The organism is Neisseria sp. HMSC065D04, from assembly GCF_001815675.1.
Classification (GTDB): Bacteria; Pseudomonadota; Gammaproteobacteria; order Burkholderiales; family Neisseriaceae; genus Neisseria.
On the sequence record NZ_KV821518.1, the window covers coordinates 92,874 to 111,584 of the forward strand.

The 18,711-nt window shown below is 52.3% G+C and carries 19 protein-coding genes and 4 tRNA genes; 2 read left to right on the top strand and 21 right to left on the bottom strand.

What is annotated here, in order from left to right; genetic code table 11:
* Positions 1-199 precede the first annotated feature (199 nt).
* Positions 200-442, top strand: a complete 243-nt coding sequence (locus HMPREF3050_RS07150) for a sodium:glutamate symporter (protein ID WP_070774261.1) — start codon at positions 200-202, stop codon at positions 440-442.
* A gap of 116 nt (positions 443-558) precedes the next feature.
* On the opposite strand, the gene HMPREF3050_RS07155 is transcribed toward HMPREF3050_RS07150, so the two are convergent.
* The 12 genes from HMPREF3050_RS07155 to HMPREF3050_RS07210 all read right to left on the bottom strand — a co-directional run bounded on the left by HMPREF3050_RS07155 (position 559) and on the right by HMPREF3050_RS07210 (position 8,282).
* A tRNA-Asp gene (locus HMPREF3050_RS07155) sits at positions 559-635 on the bottom strand.
* A gap of 32 nt (positions 636-667) precedes the next feature.
* Positions 668-743, bottom strand: a tRNA-Val gene (locus HMPREF3050_RS07160).
* 40 nt (positions 744-783) lie between these two features.
* Positions 784-860: transfer RNA gene (locus HMPREF3050_RS07165), tRNA-Asp, on the bottom strand.
* 32 nt (positions 861-892) lie between these two features.
* Positions 893-968: transfer RNA gene (locus HMPREF3050_RS07170), tRNA-Val, on the bottom strand.
* 72 nt (positions 969-1,040) lie between these two features.
* On the bottom strand, positions 1,041-3,029 hold the full coding sequence (locus tag HMPREF3050_RS07175) for a monovalent cation:proton antiporter family protein (RefSeq protein ID WP_070774262.1): 1,989 nt from the start codon (positions 3,027-3,029) through the stop codon (positions 1,041-1,043).
* A gap of 384 nt (positions 3,030-3,413) precedes the next feature.
* Positions 3,414-3,938, bottom strand: a complete 525-nt coding sequence (locus HMPREF3050_RS07180) for a GNAT family N-acetyltransferase (RefSeq protein WP_070774263.1) — start codon at positions 3,936-3,938, stop codon at positions 3,414-3,416.
* Between the two features lie 118 nt (positions 3,939-4,056).
* Positions 4,057-5,535, bottom strand: coding sequence for a 4-hydroxy-3-polyprenylbenzoate decarboxylase (ubiD, locus tag HMPREF3050_RS07185; protein WP_070774264.1), 1,479 nt, complete (start codon positions 5,533-5,535; stop codon positions 4,057-4,059).
* A gap of 43 nt (positions 5,536-5,578) precedes the next feature.
* Positions 5,579-5,863: a hypothetical protein gene (locus HMPREF3050_RS14630; RefSeq protein ID WP_039408670.1), complete on the bottom strand. Its 285-nt coding sequence runs from the start codon at positions 5,861-5,863 to the stop codon at positions 5,579-5,581.
* 7 nt (positions 5,864-5,870) lie between these two features.
* Positions 5,871-6,380 (bottom strand): DUF2199 domain-containing protein, encoded by a 510-nt coding sequence (locus HMPREF3050_RS07195; RefSeq protein ID WP_070774265.1) that lies wholly within the window; start codon positions 6,378-6,380, stop codon positions 5,871-5,873.
* Positions 6,381-6,622: 242 nt separating this feature from the next.
* A complete protein-coding gene (locus tag HMPREF3050_RS07200; RefSeq protein WP_070774266.1) occupies positions 6,623-7,075 on the bottom strand; it encodes a tetratricopeptide repeat protein in 453 nt (150 codons plus the stop codon).
* Between the two features lie 3 nt (positions 7,076-7,078).
* Positions 7,079-7,789 (bottom strand): hypothetical protein, encoded by a 711-nt coding sequence (locus tag HMPREF3050_RS07205; protein ID WP_070774267.1) that lies wholly within the window; start codon positions 7,787-7,789, stop codon positions 7,079-7,081.
* A gap of 118 nt (positions 7,790-7,907) precedes the next feature.
* Positions 7,908-8,282, bottom strand: coding sequence for a hypothetical protein (locus HMPREF3050_RS07210; protein ID WP_070774268.1), 375 nt, complete (start codon positions 8,280-8,282; stop codon positions 7,908-7,910).
* Between the two features lie 362 nt (positions 8,283-8,644).
* Here HMPREF3050_RS07210 and HMPREF3050_RS07215 point away from each other — a divergent pair, with 362 nt between their 5' ends.
* Positions 8,645-9,499 (top strand): protein C- splicing region, encoded by an 855-nt coding sequence (locus HMPREF3050_RS07215; RefSeq protein WP_070774269.1) that lies wholly within the window; start codon positions 8,645-8,647, stop codon positions 9,497-9,499.
* A gap of 124 nt (positions 9,500-9,623) precedes the next feature.
* On the opposite strand, the gene parE is transcribed toward HMPREF3050_RS07215, so the two are convergent.
* The 9 genes from parE to recO all read right to left on the bottom strand — a co-directional run bounded on the left by parE (position 9,624) and on the right by recO (position 18,521).
* Positions 9,624-11,609 carry a DNA topoisomerase IV subunit B gene (parE, locus tag HMPREF3050_RS07220; protein ID WP_070774270.1) on the bottom strand — a complete coding sequence of 662 codons (1,986 nt, stop codon included), beginning with the start codon at positions 11,607-11,609 and terminating at the stop codon, positions 9,624-9,626.
* A gap of 69 nt (positions 11,610-11,678) precedes the next feature.
* The gene (locus HMPREF3050_RS07225; protein WP_003743450.1) at positions 11,679-12,203 is read right to left on the bottom strand and encodes an RNA pyrophosphohydrolase; all 525 of its coding nucleotides are present in this window, start codon (positions 12,201-12,203) and stop codon (positions 11,679-11,681) included.
* Positions 12,204-12,593: 390 nt separating this feature from the next.
* Positions 12,594-13,574 (bottom strand): imidazoleglycerol-phosphate dehydratase HisB, encoded by a 981-nt coding sequence (gene hisB, locus HMPREF3050_RS07230; RefSeq protein WP_070774271.1) that lies wholly within the window; start codon positions 13,572-13,574, stop codon positions 12,594-12,596.
* A gap of 29 nt (positions 13,575-13,603) precedes the next feature.
* Positions 13,604-14,683 (bottom strand): histidinol-phosphate transaminase, encoded by a 1,080-nt coding sequence (gene hisC, locus HMPREF3050_RS07235; RefSeq protein ID WP_070774272.1) that lies wholly within the window; start codon positions 14,681-14,683, stop codon positions 13,604-13,606.
* A 576-nt stretch (positions 14,684-15,259) separates the two neighbouring features.
* Positions 15,260-15,682 (bottom strand): hypothetical protein, encoded by a 423-nt coding sequence (locus tag HMPREF3050_RS07240; RefSeq protein WP_070774273.1) that lies wholly within the window; start codon positions 15,680-15,682, stop codon positions 15,260-15,262.
* Position 15,683: 1 nt separating this feature from the next.
* A complete protein-coding gene (locus tag HMPREF3050_RS07245; RefSeq protein ID WP_070774274.1) occupies positions 15,684-16,487 on the bottom strand; it encodes an NUDIX domain-containing protein in 804 nt (267 codons plus the stop codon).
* A 75-nt stretch (positions 16,488-16,562) separates the two neighbouring features.
* Entirely contained in the window at positions 16,563-16,940 is a 378-nt protein-coding gene (gene acpS / locus HMPREF3050_RS07250) for a holo-ACP synthase (RefSeq protein WP_003777163.1), read from the bottom strand.
* A gap of 51 nt (positions 16,941-16,991) precedes the next feature.
* Positions 16,992-17,720: a pyridoxine 5'-phosphate synthase gene (gene pdxJ, locus HMPREF3050_RS07255; RefSeq protein WP_003777166.1), complete on the bottom strand. Its 729-nt coding sequence runs from the start codon at positions 17,718-17,720 to the stop codon at positions 16,992-16,994.
* A 60-nt stretch (positions 17,721-17,780) separates the two neighbouring features.
* Complete coding sequence (gene recO / locus HMPREF3050_RS07260; RefSeq protein WP_210399921.1) at positions 17,781-18,521, bottom strand: DNA repair protein RecO; 741 nt, start codon at positions 18,519-18,521, stop codon at positions 17,781-17,783.
* Positions 18,522-18,711 lie beyond the last annotated feature (190 nt).

Consider the following 18,711-nt stretch of genomic DNA (forward strand, 5'->3'; position numbering starts at 1 on the left):
TTGTCCTGATTTAAATTTAATCCACTATATTATTGGATTTTTTCCTCTTTGATTTTCCTTCAGATGATGGAGTGGAAGGGGGAGAAATCTTTTCTTTTTCGGCATGTTCAGTCTGTATGTGGCCATCGCTGGTGCATTGTCTTCTGTCATACTGTCATATATACTGCCTAAATGCTAAAAAAGAGGTTGTAAGACGCTGATGAAATGGTTGAATGTTTTAGGTATTTGGTTGATGGCTATTCCTGAGTTTGTGGCAATTCTTTATGTTGTCGCTTATATTAATGATTTTCTGAGCAGTAATAGCGGAAATTGCGGAGTCAGCTGCCTCGGGGATTTGGTTGTTTTCTTTGAGATTGCCTTTTTTGGCAGTATTTTAATCAGCTTGATTTGGACAGTGATTTTCCTGAGAAAGTATGATAAACGCGATGAGAACGCTGATTGAAGCTTTTCAGACGACCTTCCTAATGCACGTCGTCTGAAAAACTAAATACCGCTCTTTTTCTACGTTCGTTTCTTACGCGCAAAAAAATACCGGCAAAAGCCGGTATTTTTAAAATTTGGCGCGGCGGACGGGGCTCGAACCCGCGACCCCCGGCGTGACAGGCCGGTACTCTAACCAACTGAGCTACCACCGCGCATCATTGTTTTGCAACAATGAAAGGAAAACTGGTGGGTGATGACGGAGTCGAACCGCCGACATTCTGCTTGTAAGGCAGACGCTCTACCAACTGAGCTAATCACCCTAAAATAAAAAATACCGACGATGTCAGTATTTTTGAAATTTGGCGCGGCGGACGGGGCTCGAACCCGCGACCCCCGGCGTGACAGGCCGGTACTCTAACCAACTGAGCTACCACCGCGCATCATTGTTTTGCAACAATGAAAGGAAAACTGGTGGGTGATGACGGAGTCGAACCGCCGACATTCTGCTTGTAAGGCAGACGCTCTACCAACTGAGCTAATCACCCTTGTCGCTGTATTTGCGAAGACGCTATTAAATCAAAAAAGCATCTGCCGCGCAAGCTTTATTTTTCAGTGTATTAGGTATTTCCTTGCAAACTCCAGTTTTCAAAAGAAATAATTTCCTCCTGTCTGCCTGCGACGACCAAAATATCATTCGGTTGAAGCTGGAAATCCAAGTCGGGGTTTTCTATCCTGCTTGTGTTGCGGCGGATAAATAGAAGTTTGATGCCGGCGTTATCCAAAGGCAAATCACGGATGGTTTTGCCGATGGCGTAGGCTTCGCCGGTCAGAGGGAAGGCGTGGCGGCATATGGATTTGCCTTCTTCACCGAATCCGTTTTCATCATCGCTGCCGACAAACAAGCCTTCCAGAGAGGCGTAGCGGCTGTGTCGGATGTTGGTAATGGTTTGATAAACGTGGCTGTATGTCGCGCCATTGCCCAACATGGCGTAGCTTGCCAGCACCAAGCTGGTTTCTTTGGTATCGGATACTGCTTCTTCTGCGCCCATATCTGTGAAGATTTTGACGTAATCGTCATTGGTCGCCCGAACATACACGGGCATACTCGGATGCAGTGACATGATATTGTCGAGAACATGCTGGGTTTCGTGCATATTGTTCAGGGTAATGACCACCATTTTGGCGCGTTCCAAACCTGCGGCTTCCAAGACTTCCCGCCGCTTGGCATCGCCGAACGAAACCGGCTCGCCCGCATTGCGCGCCACCTGAACCCTGCCGATATCAAGGTCGAGGGCGAAGTAGGGGATGTTTTCCTGAGCCAAGACGCGTCCGACGGTCTGACCGCCGCGTCCGAAACCGATAATCAGGACGTGGTCGGATTTGCTCATGGTTTCTACCAACATGCTGTGCAAATCCAATGCCTTCATATCCCAGCTTGATTTGACAAAACGGCTGACGATGGCATCGCTGCTGCCCAAGATGAATGGGGCGATAATCATGGACAACAGAATCGCTGCCGTAGCTGCCTGCTCCAGCTCGGGCGACACCATATTCATTTTGCTGGAGATGTTTAACATCACAAAACCGAATTCGCCGCCTTGTGCCAAGTAGAGGGCTGTTTTCAAGCTGTCCGCAATCGGATGCTTCATATGCAAGGCGATAAAAAAGACGACCAATGCTTTCAATACCAGCAGGATTGCCAGCAAAATCAGAATCTGCTGCCAGCCGCCGATTAAAGCCTGGATATCCAGTTTCATGCCGACCGTGATAAAGAAGAAGCCGAGCAGAATATCGCGGAACGGACGGATGTCGTCTTCCACTTGGAAACGGTATTCTGTTTCCGAAAGCAGCATACCGGCGACGAATGCGCCCAATGCCATCGACAAGCCTTCCAGTTCGGTCAGATAAGCTACGCCCAAGGTTACCAGCAGGACGTTGATCATGAACAATTCAGACGACTTGCGTTTGGCGACCAGTCTGAACCAACGCGACATCACCTTGCTGCCGACGACGAATAATACGCCCAGCGTGACCAGCATTTTCAATCCGGCAAGACCGAGCGCCGCTCCCAAGCTGCCTTCATCGCCCTTTCCTGACAACGCGGGAATCAGGATCATCAGCGGTACGACGGCAATATCCTGCATCAACAAGACGCCCATCGCCATTTGACCGTGCGGCTGTCCTAATTCGGTTTTTTCGGACAGGATGCGGCTGACGATTGCCGTGGACGACATGGTCATCGCCCCTGCTGCGGCAAACGCCCAATTAAAGCTGACGCCCATCAACATCAAAATGCCGATAATCGACAACATGGTCACAATGACCTGCAAACCGCCCAGCCCGAACACCAAACGGCGCATCGCTTTGAGCTTGGGTAGGGAGAATTCGAGACCGATACTGAACATCAGGAATACGATACCGATTTCGCCCAGATAATCAGTCGCATGGCCTTGAGGAATCAGCTTCAACATACCCGGACCGGCGATAAAGCCGACTAAAAGATAACCGAGCATGGAAGGAATGTTGAATTTACGGCAATAAATCACCGTAATGACGGAAACAAGGAGGACGATAACGATGGGTGCGAGGGAAAAAGTTTCGTGCATAGAGCGGGCGGCCTTTTATTTGGAAAACAAGTTATATTTTTGATAGGCCGTCTGAAAACACGCAGAGGGTGGTATCAACGGGTTATCTAAACGGATAGTCAAAATTATATCAAAAAATCTGTAAAGTAATGCTTTATATAGCCAAAAAAATGCTGTTCGAAATATCGGCAGTGGGGTTTGGGTATCTGGTGGCGGGGCGATTGCTTCAGAGTGAATGAGTTTTAAATCAGGGGTGTATCGGCAACATGCAATAATTAGATAAGTTATTGTAAAGTTTTATCGGTTAAAAGGGTCGTCTGAAAACTTGATTTCAGACGACCCTTTTAGTGCTTAATGCGGTTTAAAACAAGCAAGATATGTTGCTTTACGAGTACATTCCGACGACTACTCTTTCTCCAACGCATATATTACCGCCCTATGCGTCTCACCCGTTGGTTTGGAAAAGAAGTGTTCTTCAATGTGATGAGGATAAAATCCGCATTTTTCCAGCACGCGTTGCGAAGGGGTATTTTCCTGATAAATTCCACCCCAAAGCCGCACCAGAGACAATTCCTCAAAAGCATAGGCGACAACTGATTGCACCGCTTCAGTTGCATAGCCCTTTCCCCAAAAATCCTCGCCCAGCCAATAACCTATTTCCGCTTCACGGTCGCTCATCGGCAGATTGATGTCGTTTTGAAAAAGTAGGCCGATGCTGCCTATCGCTTGATTATCTTCCAAGCAAATGGCAAAACTATGCGGCTTGCGGAGGACGTGTTCAATAATTTCGCGGCTTTCCGCCACGCTGGTATGAGGAGGCCAGCCGCACATCGCTCCGATTTTAGGGTTGCGGGCTTGTTTATACACCGCTTCGGCATCGGTCAGCGCCCAAGAGCGGAGGATTAGGCGGGATGTTTTTCGTGTTTCCATACTCAAAAATACCTAATATTGTTTGGAAATTTTGTTGAAACGCTGCTTTCAGACGACCTTAGCAAAGTGCAGGCTGCTTCTGGTTTTGAATGTGCGAAAAGCAGCCTGCACTTTTGGTTCACAACCCCAACTCCCCCCAAATCTCATCAATCTTAGCCGTAACCGCAGGGTCTTTTTTGATCACCCGCCCCCATTCGCGGTCGGTTTCGCCCGGCCATTTGTTGGTCGCGTCCAAGCCCATTTTGCCGCCGAGTCCGCTGACGGGGCTGGCGAAGTCGAGATAGTCGATGGGCGTGTTTTCCATCAAAACGGTGTCGCGTACGGGATCCATACGCGTGGTTACCGCCCAGATGACTTCTTTCCAGTCGCGCACGTTCACGTCGTCATCGACCACGATGATGAATTTGGTGTACATAAATTGGCGCAGGAACGACCAGCAGCCCATCATCACGCGCTTGGCGTGTCCGGCGTACTGTTTTTTCATGCTGACCACCGCCATGCGGTAGGAGCAGCCTTCGGGCGGCAGATAGAAATCGGTGATTTCGGGGAACTGCTTTTGCAAGAGCGGTACGAACACTTCGTTCAACGCCACGCCCAAAACGGCGGGTTCATCGGGCGGTTTGCCCGTGTAGGTGGAGTGGTAAATCGGGTTTTCGCGCATGGTAATGCGTTCGACCGTGAACACGGGGAAATGGTCCTGCTCGTTGTAATAGCCCGTGTGGTCGCCGTATGGGCCTTCCAACGCGGTTTCGTTCGGATGGATGACGCCTTCCAGCACGATTTCTGCACGGGCAGGCACTTGCAAATCGTTGCCGATACATTTCACCAGTTCCGTCCGCGAACCGCGCAGCAGTCCGGCAAACTGGTATTCGCTCAAGGTATCGGGAACGGGCGTTACCGCACCCAAAATGGTGGCAGGGTCGCAGCCGAGTACGACGGCGACGGGATACGGCGTATCGGGATTGAGTTTGCGGAACTCCTGATAATCCAACGCGCCGCCGCGATGCGACAGCCAGCGCATAATCAGCTTGTTTTTGCCGATTAACTGTTGGCGGTAAATGCCGAGATTTTGGCGTTTTTTGTGCGGCCCGCGCGTTACGGTCAAGCCCCATGTTACCAGAGGCGCAACGTCTTCCGGCCAGCAATGTTGAATCGGAAGTTTATACAAATCAACGTCTTTACCTTCCCGCACGATTTCCTGACACGGCGCATTTTTCACCACGTTCGGCGCCATGCTCCAAATGTCTTTCAGCAGCGGCAGTTTGGAAAACGCGTCTTTGATACCTTTGGGCGGTTCGGGTTCTTTCAAATACGCCAACGTCTGCCCGATTTCGCGCAGCTTCGACACACTGTCCGCGCCCATGCCCATCGCCACGCGTTCGGGCGTGCCGAACAGGTTTGCCAACATGGGATAGTCGTAGCGCGTACCGTCGGGCTTAATCGGGTTTTCAAACAACAACGCCGGCCCTTCGGCACGCAGTACGCGGTCGGCGATTTCGGTCATTTCCAAATGCGGGGAAACGGGATGCGCGACGCGCTTGAGTTTGCCCTGCTGTTCGAGCATGGCGATGAAGTCGCGTAGGTCTTTGTATTTCATGTTGATCCTTATTTGAGGTCGTCTGAAAACCGGACTTTGGATTTCAGACGACCTGAATCATAGATTGCAATATAGCTTCGGGGCATTCACTGTTTTCGGCAAAAAACCAATATTCACCATATGGGTTGTGAATACTGAACTTCCAGCCCTTGTAACCGAAATCTATCCACGTTTCGCCTGTTATTTCATCAGAAACGAAGGCGGTAATGGTTCCGCCTAAGCGGACAATTTGCCGCAGCAGGCTCGACGGCGGGTAGGTTTGCGGCAGTTGCAGGAACAGGCGGGAGCCGTTGTGCATGGTTTCGTTCAATAGAGGGCGGTTTGTCATTTGGTCCTTAATAGTCTGCCCCGAATGCCGCCTCTATCCTTGCCTGCGCTTCGGCATATTCTATGCCGTGATAAAAGTCGCGTACCAGCGGATGTTCGCTACCTTGATGGAGTTGCAGCAGGGGACGTCGGTTGTCGGACTGGGTAACGACATTGCAGTGCAGACCGAAGGTGTCGGATTCGTAAGGGGGCAGCCGGTTGCATATCCTGCCGAAATAAACGACGTTTTCCGGATTGTCGTGAAAGTCGCTTTGATAGTCGTTAAAACTCTTTTCACTGACGGATACCCACACGCCGTATTCCAGCGTTTCCTCATGCCCGATAATCGGAATAAGCAACACCGCGCGGATAAAACGGTCGGTTTGGTCGGGATAGCGGATGATACAGAAATCAGAATCGCATTCCGCTTGATAAGCAATGCGTTCTTCTTCACTGAGTTGGTTATAGGGATCGGGAGTGGCAAAACAGAGCGCAGGCATGTCTTCATGTTTTTCGCCGCAGGAAGTGCAGGTGTACATGATGGATTCCTTTTGAGTTTTAGGTGGGACCGGTTTTCAGACGACCTTTTATAGTGGATTAACTTTAAACCAGTACGGCGCGTTGCCTCGCCTTAGCTCAAAGAGAACGATTCTCTAAGGTGCTGAACGTACTATCTGTACTGTCTGCGGCTTCGTCGCCTTGTCCTGATTTAGAGTTAATCCACTATATAACTGGTTTGAAGTTCGGGTCGTCTGAAAAACAGGGCGCAGCCTATATTGCATTAGTGGTTTTTTCGGCTGTGGTTTTCAATGCCTTCTGCCACGGTGGCTAAGAAATTCAGATATTTCGGGTCTTCGTCCAGCCACGCTTCGTCGTCCAAACCCATGTAGGCGCGCATCAACTCGTCAGCGGCGCGTTCCATATTGCCCAATTCAAACTGCGCCTGTCCTAAACGCAAATGCAAAAACGGGTTGCCGATTGCGTCCGGGCAATACATAGCGTGGCTTAAATGCTCGTGCGCGGCGGTAAAATCGCCGCTCAAGAAATCCGCATCGCCGATGGCTGCCAGAATCCATGTTGCCGCTTCCCAGTCGGTTTTCGGTTCGGGCAACAAATCCCATGCCTGCCAATAAAGGTCGAGTGCCTCGGCGTATTGCCCGTCTTCCGCCAATGTGTCGCCTTGTTCGCAAAGCCGGCAAATGGTGTCGTAGGTTTGGTCGTTTAATTCGCTCATGGTTTATGTCCAATCGTAAGTAAATAGAACAAGTCTGCTGATCGGCTCGTACAGCATGACAATATTGTCTGCGCCATGGGAATAGGAATAGCCGCAAGCTGAGGCGATATGGTAAAAACGATTGCCATTGTGGGTAATGGTGACGTTCCCGTCTTCGTCTTGCGTCATTTTGTAAGCAGACGGGATGTCGTCTGAGGTTGACCAGTTGCTGCTTTCAATGCGTTCTCCACCCAAGCTGTTCAGAAATAATCCGTCATACTCGCTGTAATAGGGCTCTCCACCGTAATACCCTGTTTTTTCCTGAAATGCTTTTTTATGTTCGGCATAGTTTTTCAGGTTTTCGGCAAAATCTTTTTCCAAATACGGATCGGTCAGCAAATGTTTGTTGGCCGGGCTGCGGAGAAAATAACGCTCGTCACCCAAAAATTCGTAACGGTTGTCTTCAGTCAAGCGGAATGAAAGCCAGTTAATTCCGATAAATTCATTATGGGCGAACTGCGTCAGCTCGCCGATTAAGCCGTCGCCCGGTTCCTGCGGATTGATCAAATGCAGCGTTATGCCTTTCCATTCGGGATTGATTTCCACTAAGTCGATACTGATACAAGGCAGAAAATGTTCTTTCAACCATGGCTGCTTTTCGGAAAACACGGTTTCAGCTTCGGGAAATGCATGTAGGTTTTCATTTAGTTCATTAATAATTTCGCGATAATTCATGTTGTAGTCTTTATTGATGAGCGTTAGTTTATGTTGATGATGGATAAAGTTTAAATCCGAAGTCCGGGTCGTCTGAAAAACGGATTTTGGATTTCAGACGATCTGAATCATAGACGGTTTATATGCAGCTGCCCAATGCTTTCAGTTCTTTTTTTACCACTTGCTTTTGCTCATTGGTTTGGATGGTCAAAGATAAGAAAAAAGCATCGCAAGGGCTGAATTTGGACCAATGTTTTTTTACGGGGAAATGGCCTTCGGGCAGGTTGGAACTGTAATAATGGTCAGGTTCTTGAAACGCCAGTTTTAATCCGTATTTGTTTTGCCAGTCGCGTAGTTGCGCTTCAGTTGCGCCGATTGGAAGGCTGTCCAGCCGCTGCTGCCACATTTGTTGGCTGTGCTCCAATCCTTGGCGGTCGTAATCAATGCTAGAGCCGCAAGCGGTAAGTGAAAGGCCGGTGATAAGTAACAATAGGGATGAGGTAAGGCGTACCATTTATGAATGTCCTTAGATGATGGTTTGAAACGATTGGCGTTCAGACGACCTTTTATGCTTTCAATTCATTCTGAGTCAGGGTCAATATTATTATCAAGAAAACGGTCTTTGTCAGCCATAAATATATTTTCTCATTTAAAATATGCATATTGAGCAATTGCTGAGGGAATAATATGGAAATACCTTCTATCAGATTTTTGAAGATTACTGCATGATTTTTTAACTATGTTTGGCGGCATAATGTAAAAAGGTCGTCTGAAAACCCAAATCCGTTTTCAGACGACCTTACAAGTGATACGAGGTGTCTATATAGCCACCTCCTTTAATCAGAAACTTTTAAAAACACAATTTCGGGAAACAATATGAACAAATTGAATGGACAACACGCCGTAGGAAACGCCCTATCCTCCAGCATGGGCTGCTTTATGAAGGGCACCTTGGTAGAAACGGAAGAAGGCTGGACGCCGATAGACGAACTGAAGGTGGGTGATTTGGTGATGTCGCGTCCTGAAAACGGCATCGGCGAGGCCGTTCCCAAGCGGGTGGTGAATACCTTCCGTTATGAGGACAAGGAAGTAGTGATGCTGAAGTTTTCCCAATTCCCCGAAAGGAACGGGGGAGGGGGGACTCTGGTCGCTACCCCGAACCACCCGTTTTGCGTGTACGGTGTGGTCACCAACCTGATTCTTGAGCATCCCAAATTTGGTAAGCTCGGTGCCTATTGGAAGGGCTGCGATTACGACGATGGTGAAGACGTGTTTGCCGGGGATGAAGGCAGGGCAAGATACGAAGCCCTGTGGGCATTTAAGCACACGCCCTACGAAATGCGGCTGTACGAACAACCGGTGTGGAGGCGCGCCGACCAGCTCGAGCGCGGCGACGTGGTGTTGGGTGTTCGTGGTTATTATGTAGTAGAGGATTACCGCCCGCTGTATGCCTACCGCGATACCGATCAGGCTTGGATACAGCCGACCAATCTGGCCTACGGCTGGAAAGAGTCGAATTTAGGCAACACCTATGAAATGGTGCTGGGTGAAGAATCGCGGCATCGCCCGACATTGGATTGGGCGGACGTGCCGAACGACAAGAACCTGCTGTATGTGGACGAGGACGGACAACGGCATTACCGTCGCTACCGCACCACGGTCTACAATATCGAGGTCGAGGATTACCATACCTACTGTGTTGATTATCCGGGCATCCTGGTACACAACTAGAATTGCGGCGCAGCCGGGTGGACAGCCCGGTAATCCGCGACGGCGGGCAACCGTAACGCCGCTGTTTGCAACAAAGGTCGTCTGAAATTTTCAGACGACCTTTTTGCTTTTCAAACCAACGGCGTCAAATATCCAATTCCGCCGTATCGCCTTCTTTTTCCATCCATGCGCGGCGGGCGGCGGCTTCGCCTTTGCCCATCAGTTTGACGAAGATGTCGCGTGTTTCGTCATCCGCGCCTTCGGGGATTTGCACCTGCAACAGGCGGCGGGTGTCGGGGTGCATGGTGGTGTCTTTGAGCTGGTCGGGGTTCATCTCGCCCAAGCCTTTGAAACGGCTGATGGAATAGGCAGTTTCTTTGACGCCTTCTTTTTGCAGCCGCTCCAAAATGCTGTCGAGTTCGTTTTGGTCGAGGGCGTAGAATTTGCGGGCGGGTTTGCTTTTGCCTTGTGCGTTGACATCGACGCGGAACAGCGGCGGCTGGGCGACGTAGATGTGTCCGTCGGCGACCAGTTTCGGGAAGTGGCGGTAGAACAGGGTCAGCAGTAAAACTTGAATATGCGAGCCGTCCACGTCGGCATCGGACAGGATGGCGATTTTGCCGTAACGCAGGCCGCTTAAGTCAGGATTGTCGTTGATGCCGTGCGGATCGACGCCGATGGCGACGGAAATGTCGTGGATTTCGGCGTTGCCGAAGAGTTGGTCGGGGTGGACTTCGAAGCTGTTGAGCACTTTGCCGCGCAGGGGCAGGATGGCTTGGGTGGCTTTGTCGCGGGCGAGTTTGGCGGAGCCGCCGGCGGAATCGCCTTCAACGAGGAAGAGTTCGTTTTCGCGGATGTCTTCGCTTTCGCAGTCGGTCAGTTTGCCGGGCAGGACGGCGACGCCGCTGCCTTTTTTCTTTTCGATTTTTTTAACCGAACGCATCCGCGCCTGCGCCTGACGGATGGCGAGTTCGGCGATTTTTTTGCCGAAGTCCACGTTTTGGTTCAGCCACAATTCCAAAGGGTCGCCCGATACGGCGGCAACGAGTTTCAACGCGTCGCGGTTGGTCAGTTTGTCTTTGGTCTGACCTTGGAACTGCGGGTCGAGGACGCGGGCGGAGAGGACGAAGGCGGTTTTGCTGAACACATCGTCGCTTTGCACTTTCACGCCGCGTGGTAGGAGGTTGTGCAGGTTGATGAAGTTGTTGACGGCGTTGAACACGGCTTGTTTCAAACCTGCTTCGTGCGTGCCGCCCAGCGGGGTGGGGATGAGGTTGACGTAGCTTTCGTTGGCGCACGAGCCTTCTTCCAGCCAGGTCAGGGCAAACGCGGCACCTTCGCCGATGCTGAAATCGCCGTTGTGGTCGTCTGAAATGTAGTTTTCGCAGGAGAACAGCGGTACGGCTTCCTGCGCGTCGGCAATCAGGTCGGTCAGATAGCTTTTCAGGCCGTCGGGGTAGTGCCAGGTTTGGGTGTGCGCTTCGTCTTCGCCTTTGACCGGGCGGGTCAGGGAAACGCGCACGCCCGGCAGCAGCACAGCTTTGGCGCGCAGCAGGCGTTCGAGTTCGGGAATGCTGTAATTCGGGCTTTCAAAATATTTGCCGTCCGGCCAAACGCGCACTTCGGTGCCGCTGTCTTTGACGGCGCATTTGCCCACTTCCGCCAATGGTTCGACCACATCGCCGCCGGCAAACACGATGCGGTGGATTTTGCCTTCGCGTTTGACGGTGACCTCAAGGCGGGTGGAGAGGGCGTTGGTAACGGATACGCCCACGCCGTGCAGGCCGCCTGAAAAGGCATACGCGCTGCCGCCGTCTTTTTTATTGAACTTGCCGCCCGCGTGCAGACGGGTAAACACGAGTTCGACCACGGGTACGCCTTCGACAGGGTGCAGCCCGACGGGAATGCCGCGTCCGTTGTCGTGTACGGAAAGCGAACCGTCGTCGTGGATGCGCACGTCGATTTCAGTGGCGAAACCGCCCAACGCCTCGTCCGCCGCGTTGTCGATGACTTCTTGGCAGATGTGGGTCGGGCTGTCGGTGCGTGTGTACATGCCGGGACGTTCTTTGACCGGCTCCAAGCCTTTGAGGACGGTGATGCTAGATTCGCTGTATTGGTTGTTTTTAGTCATAGGGAAAGAGGTCGTCTGAAAGGAAGAACAACGCTTTCAGACGACCTGAAAGCGTTGCGTTTCGTTATTTTATCGGTTGTCAAAAGGCAGGCGCGCGGTAAAGTCTTCGTAGCTTTCCATGCCGCGCAGGAAGCGGGAGGAGAGTTCTTTTAATGCCCCCAAGTAAACGTCGCGTTTGAAATCAATCACTTCGTCAACGGGAGCCCAATATTGGTGCCAACGCCAGCCGTCAAATTCGGGATGGTGGCAGGCGCGCAGATTGATGTCGCTGTCGCGCCCGACCAGCCGCAAAAGATACCAAATCTGCTTCTGCCCGCGATACGAACCGCGCCATTCGCGGCGTACCCAGTGGCTCGGCACGTCATAACGCAGCCAGTCGCGCGTGCGGCCGACGATTTTGATATGTTGCGGCAACAGCCCGACTTCTTCGTACAGCTCGCGGTACATGGCGGTTTCGGGGCTTTCGCCCGGCTTGATGCCGCCTTGCGGGAACTGCCACGAATGTTCACGCACACGCTTGCCCCAAAAGACTTCGTTGCGGTTGTTGATTAAGATGATACCGACATTGGGGCGATAGCCTTCTCTGTCTAACACGGTGTCGCCCTTCGTTAAATTCAATCGTGCGATTTTCCCATAAATCGGGCGGGTTTGACAAATCGGAGGTCGTCTGAAAACTTGTTATGCCTGTTTTCAGACGACCTTTTGGGGGTTTGTGGGTAATGATAGGGAAACAGGGTGCGTGGTTTGACGAGATGCTTTTGAAGAACGGAATTTGTGGGTGAGATTTGGGCTATGGATTTTTATTTTGGGTTGTCTGCGATTTAAGATGGATTTACATCGATGCGGGAAAGAGGGCGGGCGGATGCTTTCTGCTTTCATTTGCGATGTTTTTGCCGATTGCTGTTTGGAACAATGCCTGCTGCAAACGCAAAGGTCGTCTGAAAACCTGTTTTCCGGTTTTCAGACGACCTTTTTTAAAGCGGATTACGCTTCGCTTTGCGCTTCTTTTTCAACGGTAACTTCAACGGCAACGGATTCGTCGCTCAAGGTGCCTTTGGTGGACGGGGTTTGTCCTGCCATGCGCGGGTCGTATTCTGCCGCCATGCGCAGGGCGCGGCCGAAGGCTTTGAATACGGTTTCGGCTTGGTGGTGGGCATTGCAGCCGCTGAGGTTGTCGATGTGCAGGGTCATCATGCTGTGGTTGACGACGCCGTGGAAGAATTCTTCAAACAGGTCAACGTCAAAACGTCCGATGAGGGCGCGGGTGAAGTCGATGTTGTAGACGAGTCCGGGGCGGCCGGAGAGGTCGATGACAACGCGGCTCAAGGCTTCGTCAAGCGGAACGTAGGCATGACCGTAGCGGCGGATGCCGGCTTTGCTGCCCAAGGCTTGTTTCAGGGCTTGTCCGAGTACGATGCCGATGTCTTCGACGGTGTGGTGGTCGTCGATGTGCAAGTCGCCTTTGCAGGTGATGTCGAGGTCGATCATGCCGTGGCGGGCGACTTGGGCAAGCATATGCTCAAGGAAGGGGACGCCGGTGTCGAAACGGTATTGTCCGGTGCCGTCGAGGTTGAGGCTGAGGGTGATTTGGGTTTCGCTGGTGTTGCGGGTGATGCTGACTGCGCGGCCTTCTGCGGGCATATGGAATGCCGGTGCGGCGGCGGCGGCTGCTTGGGCGGCACGCTCTTGGCGGGCGGCTTCGGCGGCTGCGGCTTTTTCTTTGTCTTTGCTGTGGTCGCGGTTTAACCAGCCTTTGCGTTTGTGCATGCCGGCTTCGAGTTTGGCGGCAAGGCTGGGGCGGATGCCGCGCGCTTTTTCGTCTTCTGCCTGCTCTTCAAGGCGGCGTTTCAGTTGGGACAGGGATGCCGCGTTGTCGTAACCGCATTTGCGGGCAAGTTTGGTCAGCGAGCCTGCTTCTTCGACAAGCTGCAGGAAATTGGCAAGGTGGAGTTGAGTGATGGTCATAGGTTTACTCTCTGTGAGGTTTTAAAAAATCAGGCATAAAGCTTGCGGATAATGTCCAGTACGGCATCGTTTTGCTCGGGACTGCCGATGGTAATGCGGACGCATTGCGCCAAAAGCGGATGCGTGCCGTGGAGTTTCTTAATCAGGATGCGGTTTTCTTTAAACGTGTTAAACAATGCGTCTGCATCGGGGACGCGCGCGGTAATGAAATTCGCTTCGCTGGGGAAGGCTTTCAGACGACCTATGGCGGACAATCCGCTGAAAACGCGTTCGCGCTCGGCTTTTAAAATATCGATGGTCGTCTGAATCGTGTCGTGGTGTTGCAGGGCAAATTTGGCGGTCGCCAAGCTTAATTGGTTCATATTGTAGGGCGGCAGGATTTTAGCCAGCTCACCCATTACGGCGGGGCTTCCTGCCGCATAGCCGATGCGCAGTCCGGCAAAACCGATTTTGCTGATGGTGCGCATCACGACCAGATTTTCGATGCTGCCCGCCTGCGGCAGAAAACTGTCGCGGCTGAATGCGCCGTATGCTTCATCGACAACGACGATGCCGCGCGCCGCGTGGATAATGGCTTCCACTTCTTCGCGGCGGAAGCATACGCCTGTCGGATTGTTCGGGTAGGCAATGAAAATCAACGCGGGCTGATGTTTGTCGATGGCGGATAAAACGGCGGGCAAATCAAGCGTGAAATCTTCATTGAGCGGTACGCCGACATAATTCATGCCGTACAGCTCGGCATTATGCCGATACATCACGAAACTCGGCTCTACCGCCAGCATGGTCGCGCCGGATTGGGCAACGAGCAGGGTCATGAATTGGATTAACTCGTCCGAGCCGTTTCCTAAAGCGATGGCGGCAGATTCAGGAATGTTGAAGGCTTTTCTTAAAGTTTCCTGCAGCCCGCTGGCGGCGGGATTGGGGTAAAGATGAATCGGCGCTCGGGCAATCAGCCGCAGCCATTCGTTTGACAGCTCGGGGAAACGGGCAAACGGATGATACGGGCTTTCCATTGCATCCAGCTTGATGAAGCCTTCGGGCAAGTCGGCAATTCGGTAGGCGGACATGGATTTGATGTCGTCGCGGATGAAGTCGGAGGCGGTTTTCATAGTTTTCTTCTCAATTTCTGAATAATGGTTATTTCGTCACAATATAGCACAAAATCAGAGTGTTGACAGTAATATAATTAATAAATGGGGTGTTTATATTATTTTTATAATGAAGGTTTGATATAAATATTGAATTCAAAGATATTTTTTGAATATTCTTGGGCTGCTTTGTCTGTTTTTATTGATAAGCAAACTTAAATAGGGAGATTGGGAAGCATTAGATTGCGATGTGGGTGGGTTTTTAATATAGTGGATTAAATTTAAATCAGGACAAGGCGGAAGCCGTGCAGACAGTACAGATAGTACGGAACCGATTCACTTGGTGCTTCAGCACCTTAGAGAATCGTTCTCTTTGAGCTAAGGCGAGGTAACGCCGTCCTGGTTTAAAGTTAATCCACTATATTATCCGGCATGGTTTTATGTTGTTTAAACCTGAAGAAAGCGATTGTTTAGTGTGAAAAACATCTAAACAATCGCTTTCATGTTATAGGCACTCTTTTCAGGTTTCTGATTGAAATTGAATCCGTGATGAGCCATTCGACGAAAAGTTTTCTTGTCTGAATACGCGTAGAAAGCCTATTGGGCGGTAAAGGTCGTCTGAAAAGTCTGTCCGCCTATGGTGATGTCGGCGATGTAGTCGCGTCTGCCTTCGACGCAGACGGGCAGGTGGATTTGGCGCGCTTGCCAGGTGCGCGGGAATTGTTGTTGGAGCATATAGCGGTTGAAGCCCATGTCCATGTCTTTCATGCTGAAGCTGATGCTGACTTGTTGTGTTTCGACCGGGGTGTTTTCGACGGTGATGTCGAAGGCGGAGCGGTGGCTGATGGGGGTGGAGCGGACGTGCGAGCCGTCGGGCAGGATGCAGCCTTTGATGAGGTTGCACTCGGTGGCGCGGGCTTGGGGCTGTTGTTTTTGCCACCAGTCCAGCAGCAGGAGTTTGGCGGCGGCGAAGAGGATGAGGAGGACGCCTGCGAGGAGGAGTTTGCGGTTTTTGTCCATTTCAGACGACCTCGGTGTCGTTGTCGGTCAGGACGGCGTGTGCGCCTGCTGAGAGCCAGCGGTCGCGGTAGTTTGAAACCAGTGTTTCGGGCGCGGCGACAACCAGCAGAACGGATACGCCTTGTTCCAATATTTCAAGCACTTGTCGTGCGCTTGCGTCGTCGTTGACTTGCCAAACGACGACGTCGGCATCTTGAACACGCTGCCATTGTTCGCGGGTGTGTACCGACACCCAAACGCTTTGGGCTTGGGGCAGTTTGCCGAGCTTGTGCAGTTCGGTTTCTGAGATGAGGATGTTGGCGTGGTGCGGTTCGGCTAGGGAGTAGGGGACGACGCGGTATTCGCCGGTGCTGTTTTGTCCGTACAAACCGGTTTTCAGACGACCTTGAAGCCGGCGCGGGACGGAGAGGGCGCGCAGCAGCGGACCGTTGGCGGGCAGCATGGGGGCGACGTTGAAATCGCCCGCTTTTTGCCACGACCATGCTTGTCCTTCGCGGGATTGGGGTTCGCCTGTCCATTGGTCGGGGTTTACCCATAGGAATTTCAGGCAGACGCGGGCGTGTTCGTAGGAATGGATTTTGGTCAGCCAAGGCGTGGCGGCTAGGATGCGGATGCCGAGTTCTTCTTCAAACTCGCGTTGCAGGGCTTGGAAGTCGGTTTCGCCCGCTTCGACTTTGCCGCCGGCAAATTCCCAATATCCGGCATAGGGTTTGCCTTCGGGACGGGAACTGAGTAGGTAGTCGCCGTCTTGGTTGAGCAGGATGCCGGCAACGACGCGGATAAGGGGGCGGGTGTCTTGGGTCATGGGAATAGGGAGAAGGGTCGTCTGAAAATTCGGAAAGGTCGGATTTGGGAATCTGACCTGCCAATGGGGGCTGTCTTATTTTTCGGCAACGACAAATGCCAACACGGTATCTTCTTCGTCGCTCATGCTGAGGCTGACGTGGCTGATGCCTTGTTCTTCCAGCCATTTGGACAGGGCGGGGGCGTAGAAGAATTCGGGTTTGCCCAATGCGTCATGCCCGATGCCGATGTTGCGGAAGGAAACAGCGCCGCGTATGCCCGTGCCTACGGCTTTGGCGAAGGCTTCTTTGGCGGCAAAGCGTTTGGCAAGGTAGTTGACGGGTTTGCCCGCCTGCGGGAATTCGAGCAGTTCTTCGGGGGTGAGGATGCGCTCGGCAAACGCTTGTCCGAATTTTTTGCTCAGGCGGATGATGCGTTTGAGGGAAACGATGTCTGTGCCTATGCCGTAAATCATGCGGTGGTCTCCTTGTTGAGAGAAGGTCGTCTGAAAAGGTGGTGTCGCCTATCAAGGCAGCATTCTTGCCCTGAACATGGTTTCCTTCATCTGGCGGACGGCTTCGGGCAGGCCGAGGAAGAGGGCTTGGGCAATCAGCGAATGCCCGATGTTCAGCTCGCGGATGGCGAGGATTTGGGCGATGGGGGTAACGTTGTGTATGGTCAGGCCGTGTCCGGCGTTGACGACCAAGCCCAAATCACTGGCAAAATGCGCGCCGTTTTGCAGACGCTCGAATTGCTTGATTTGTTCGGCGTGGCTGTGTGCATCGGCGTATGCGCCGGTGTGCAGCTCGATAACGGGCGCGCCGACATCATGGGCGGCTTGGATTTGCTCGTTGTCGGCATCGATAAAGAGCGAGACGCGGATGCCTGCGTCGGTCAGGATTTTGGTGAACTCGGCGATTTTTTCCTGTTGCGCCAATACGTCCAAACCGCCTTCTGTCGTGATTTCCTGACGTTTTTCAGGCACGATGCACACGTCTTCCGGCATGACTTTGAGCGCGTTTTCCAGCATTTCTTCTGTCAATGCCATTTCAAGGTTCAGGCGCGTGCGGATGGCGTTTTTGACGGCGAACACGTCCGCGTCTTTGATGTGGCGGCGGTCTTCGCGCAGGTGCATGGTAATCAAATCCGCACCGTGTGTTTCCGCGACCAACGCCGCTTCCACGGGGCTGGGATAGGTCGTGCCGCGGGCGTTGCGGACTGTGGCGATGTGGTCGATGTTTACACCTAAGAGCATGATGTGTCCTTTCTTTGGATTTTCAGACGACCTGCCGATGGAAAAGGTCGTCTGAAAAAGTTAAACGCCGAAACTGAATTGCTGGAGCTGTTGCAAAACCTGTCTGGATTTAATGCCTTCGGGCAGGAGGTTGTCAATCAGCAGGCGCGTGATTTTTAGCGACTGCCCGAGGCTTTCGGGATGGGTGAAATCGCCTTCGCGCAGCTGGATCAAAATGTCGCCGCCGACTGCCACACCATGATTGCGTGGATTGAAGCGTTCGGCTTCTTCGATGGGAACGACCGCGTTTTCAGGCGTCAGCCAGTAGGTTTCTTCGGCACGGATTGCTTCGCCGTTGCCATCGTGGAACAAATCGGGCGCGAATCCCAAACGGCTGAGTAAAGTCCATTCAAAGCGTCTCAACGCAGCGGTATGGCTGTTTTCACCGCTTACCGCCCGCATTACCGCTTCCAGCGCATCGTAAAGCTCGGGTATCGGGTCTTCGCGGGTTGTCAGCTTGAGCATCAGTTCGTTGATATATAAGCCGCTGAACAAAGCCCTACCTTGCGGCTGCGGCCAGCCGCCTATCCACTCCGCGCGGTGCAGCGTTTTCAACTCTTGCGAGCCGTACCAAGAGGCGCTGACCGGTACAAACGGGACCAACACGCCACGCAACTCGCTCTGCCGCTTGCGCGCACTTCTTGCCAGCAAAGCCACGCGCCCGTAACGGCGGCTGAACACCTCCACCCACAAACTGCTCTCGCGCCAAGGGGCGGAAGCAAGCAGGAAGACGGGTTCGTGGTTGATGCGCTGGTTGGTCATGGGCAGTTGGTCGGGAGTGAGGAAGGGGTGGGTTATGGTGTGGTGCATTTTACCAAAGTGGGTAGGAGGTCGTCTGAAAATATTTTTGTTGTTTAGAATGCTTTGAATATCAAGAGGGAAAGGGTAAGGCAAAATCAATCGATGGGTCTGGTCGATTTGTATAGTGGATTAACTTTAAACCGGTACGGCG

What these genes read in the sequence shown, in the direction of transcription:
- HMPREF3050_RS07180 (WP_070774263.1), bottom strand. Translation starts at nt 3,938, where the DNA reads ATGGAAACACGAAAAACATCCCGCCTAATCCTCCGCTCTTGGGCGCTG.
- HMPREF3050_RS07200 (WP_070774266.1), bottom strand. Translation starts at nt 7,075, where the DNA reads ATGAGCGAATTAAACGACCAAACCTACGACACCATTTGCCGGCTTTGC.
- HMPREF3050_RS07175 (WP_070774262.1), bottom strand. Translation starts at nt 3,029, where the DNA reads ATGCACGAAACTTTTTCCCTCGCACCCATCGTTATCGTCCTCCTTGTT.
- HMPREF3050_RS07210 (WP_070774268.1), bottom strand. Translation starts at nt 8,282, where the DNA reads ATGGTACGCCTTACCTCATCCCTATTGTTACTTATCACCGGCCTTTCA.
- parE (WP_070774270.1), bottom strand. Translation starts at nt 11,609, where the DNA reads ATGACTAAAAACAACCAATACAGCGAATCTAGCATCACCGTCCTCAAA.
- HMPREF3050_RS07205 (WP_070774267.1), bottom strand. Translation starts at nt 7,789, where the DNA reads ATGAATTATCGCGAAATTATTAATGAACTAAATGAAAACCTACATGCA.
- hisC (WP_070774272.1), bottom strand. Translation starts at nt 14,683, where the DNA reads ATGAAAACCGCCTCCGACTTCATCCGCGACGACATCAAATCCATGTCC.
- pdxJ (WP_003777166.1), bottom strand. Translation starts at nt 17,720, where the DNA reads ATGCTCTTAGGTGTAAACATCGACCACATCGCCACAGTCCGCAACGCC.
- HMPREF3050_RS07240 (WP_070774273.1), bottom strand. Translation starts at nt 15,682, where the DNA reads ATGGACAAAAACCGCAAACTCCTCCTCGCAGGCGTCCTCCTCATCCTC.
- hisB (WP_070774271.1), bottom strand. Translation starts at nt 13,574, where the DNA reads ATGACCATCACTCAACTCCACCTTGCCAATTTCCTGCAGCTTGTCGAA.
- HMPREF3050_RS07245 (WP_070774274.1), bottom strand. Translation starts at nt 16,487, where the DNA reads ATGACCCAAGACACCCGCCCCCTTATCCGCGTCGTTGCCGGCATCCTG.
- HMPREF3050_RS07215 (WP_070774269.1), top strand. Translation starts at nt 8,645, where the DNA reads ATGAACAAATTGAATGGACAACACGCCGTAGGAAACGCCCTATCCTCC.
- recO (WP_210399921.1), bottom strand. Translation starts at nt 18,521, where the DNA reads ATGACCAACCAGCGCATCAACCACGAACCCGTCTTCCTGCTTGCTTCC.
- acpS (WP_003777163.1), bottom strand. Translation starts at nt 16,940, where the DNA reads ATGATTTACGGCATAGGCACAGACATCGTTTCCCTCAAACGCATCATC.
- HMPREF3050_RS14630 (WP_039408670.1), bottom strand. Translation starts at nt 5,863, where the DNA reads ATGACAAACCGCCCTCTATTGAACGAAACCATGCACAACGGCTCCCGC.
- HMPREF3050_RS07195 (WP_070774265.1), bottom strand. Translation starts at nt 6,380, where the DNA reads ATGTACACCTGCACTTCCTGCGGCGAAAAACATGAAGACATGCCTGCG.
- ubiD (WP_070774264.1), bottom strand. Translation starts at nt 5,535, where the DNA reads ATGAAATACAAAGACCTACGCGACTTCATCGCCATGCTCGAACAGCAG.
- HMPREF3050_RS07150 (WP_070774261.1), top strand. Translation starts at nt 200, where the DNA reads ATGAAATGGTTGAATGTTTTAGGTATTTGGTTGATGGCTATTCCTGAG.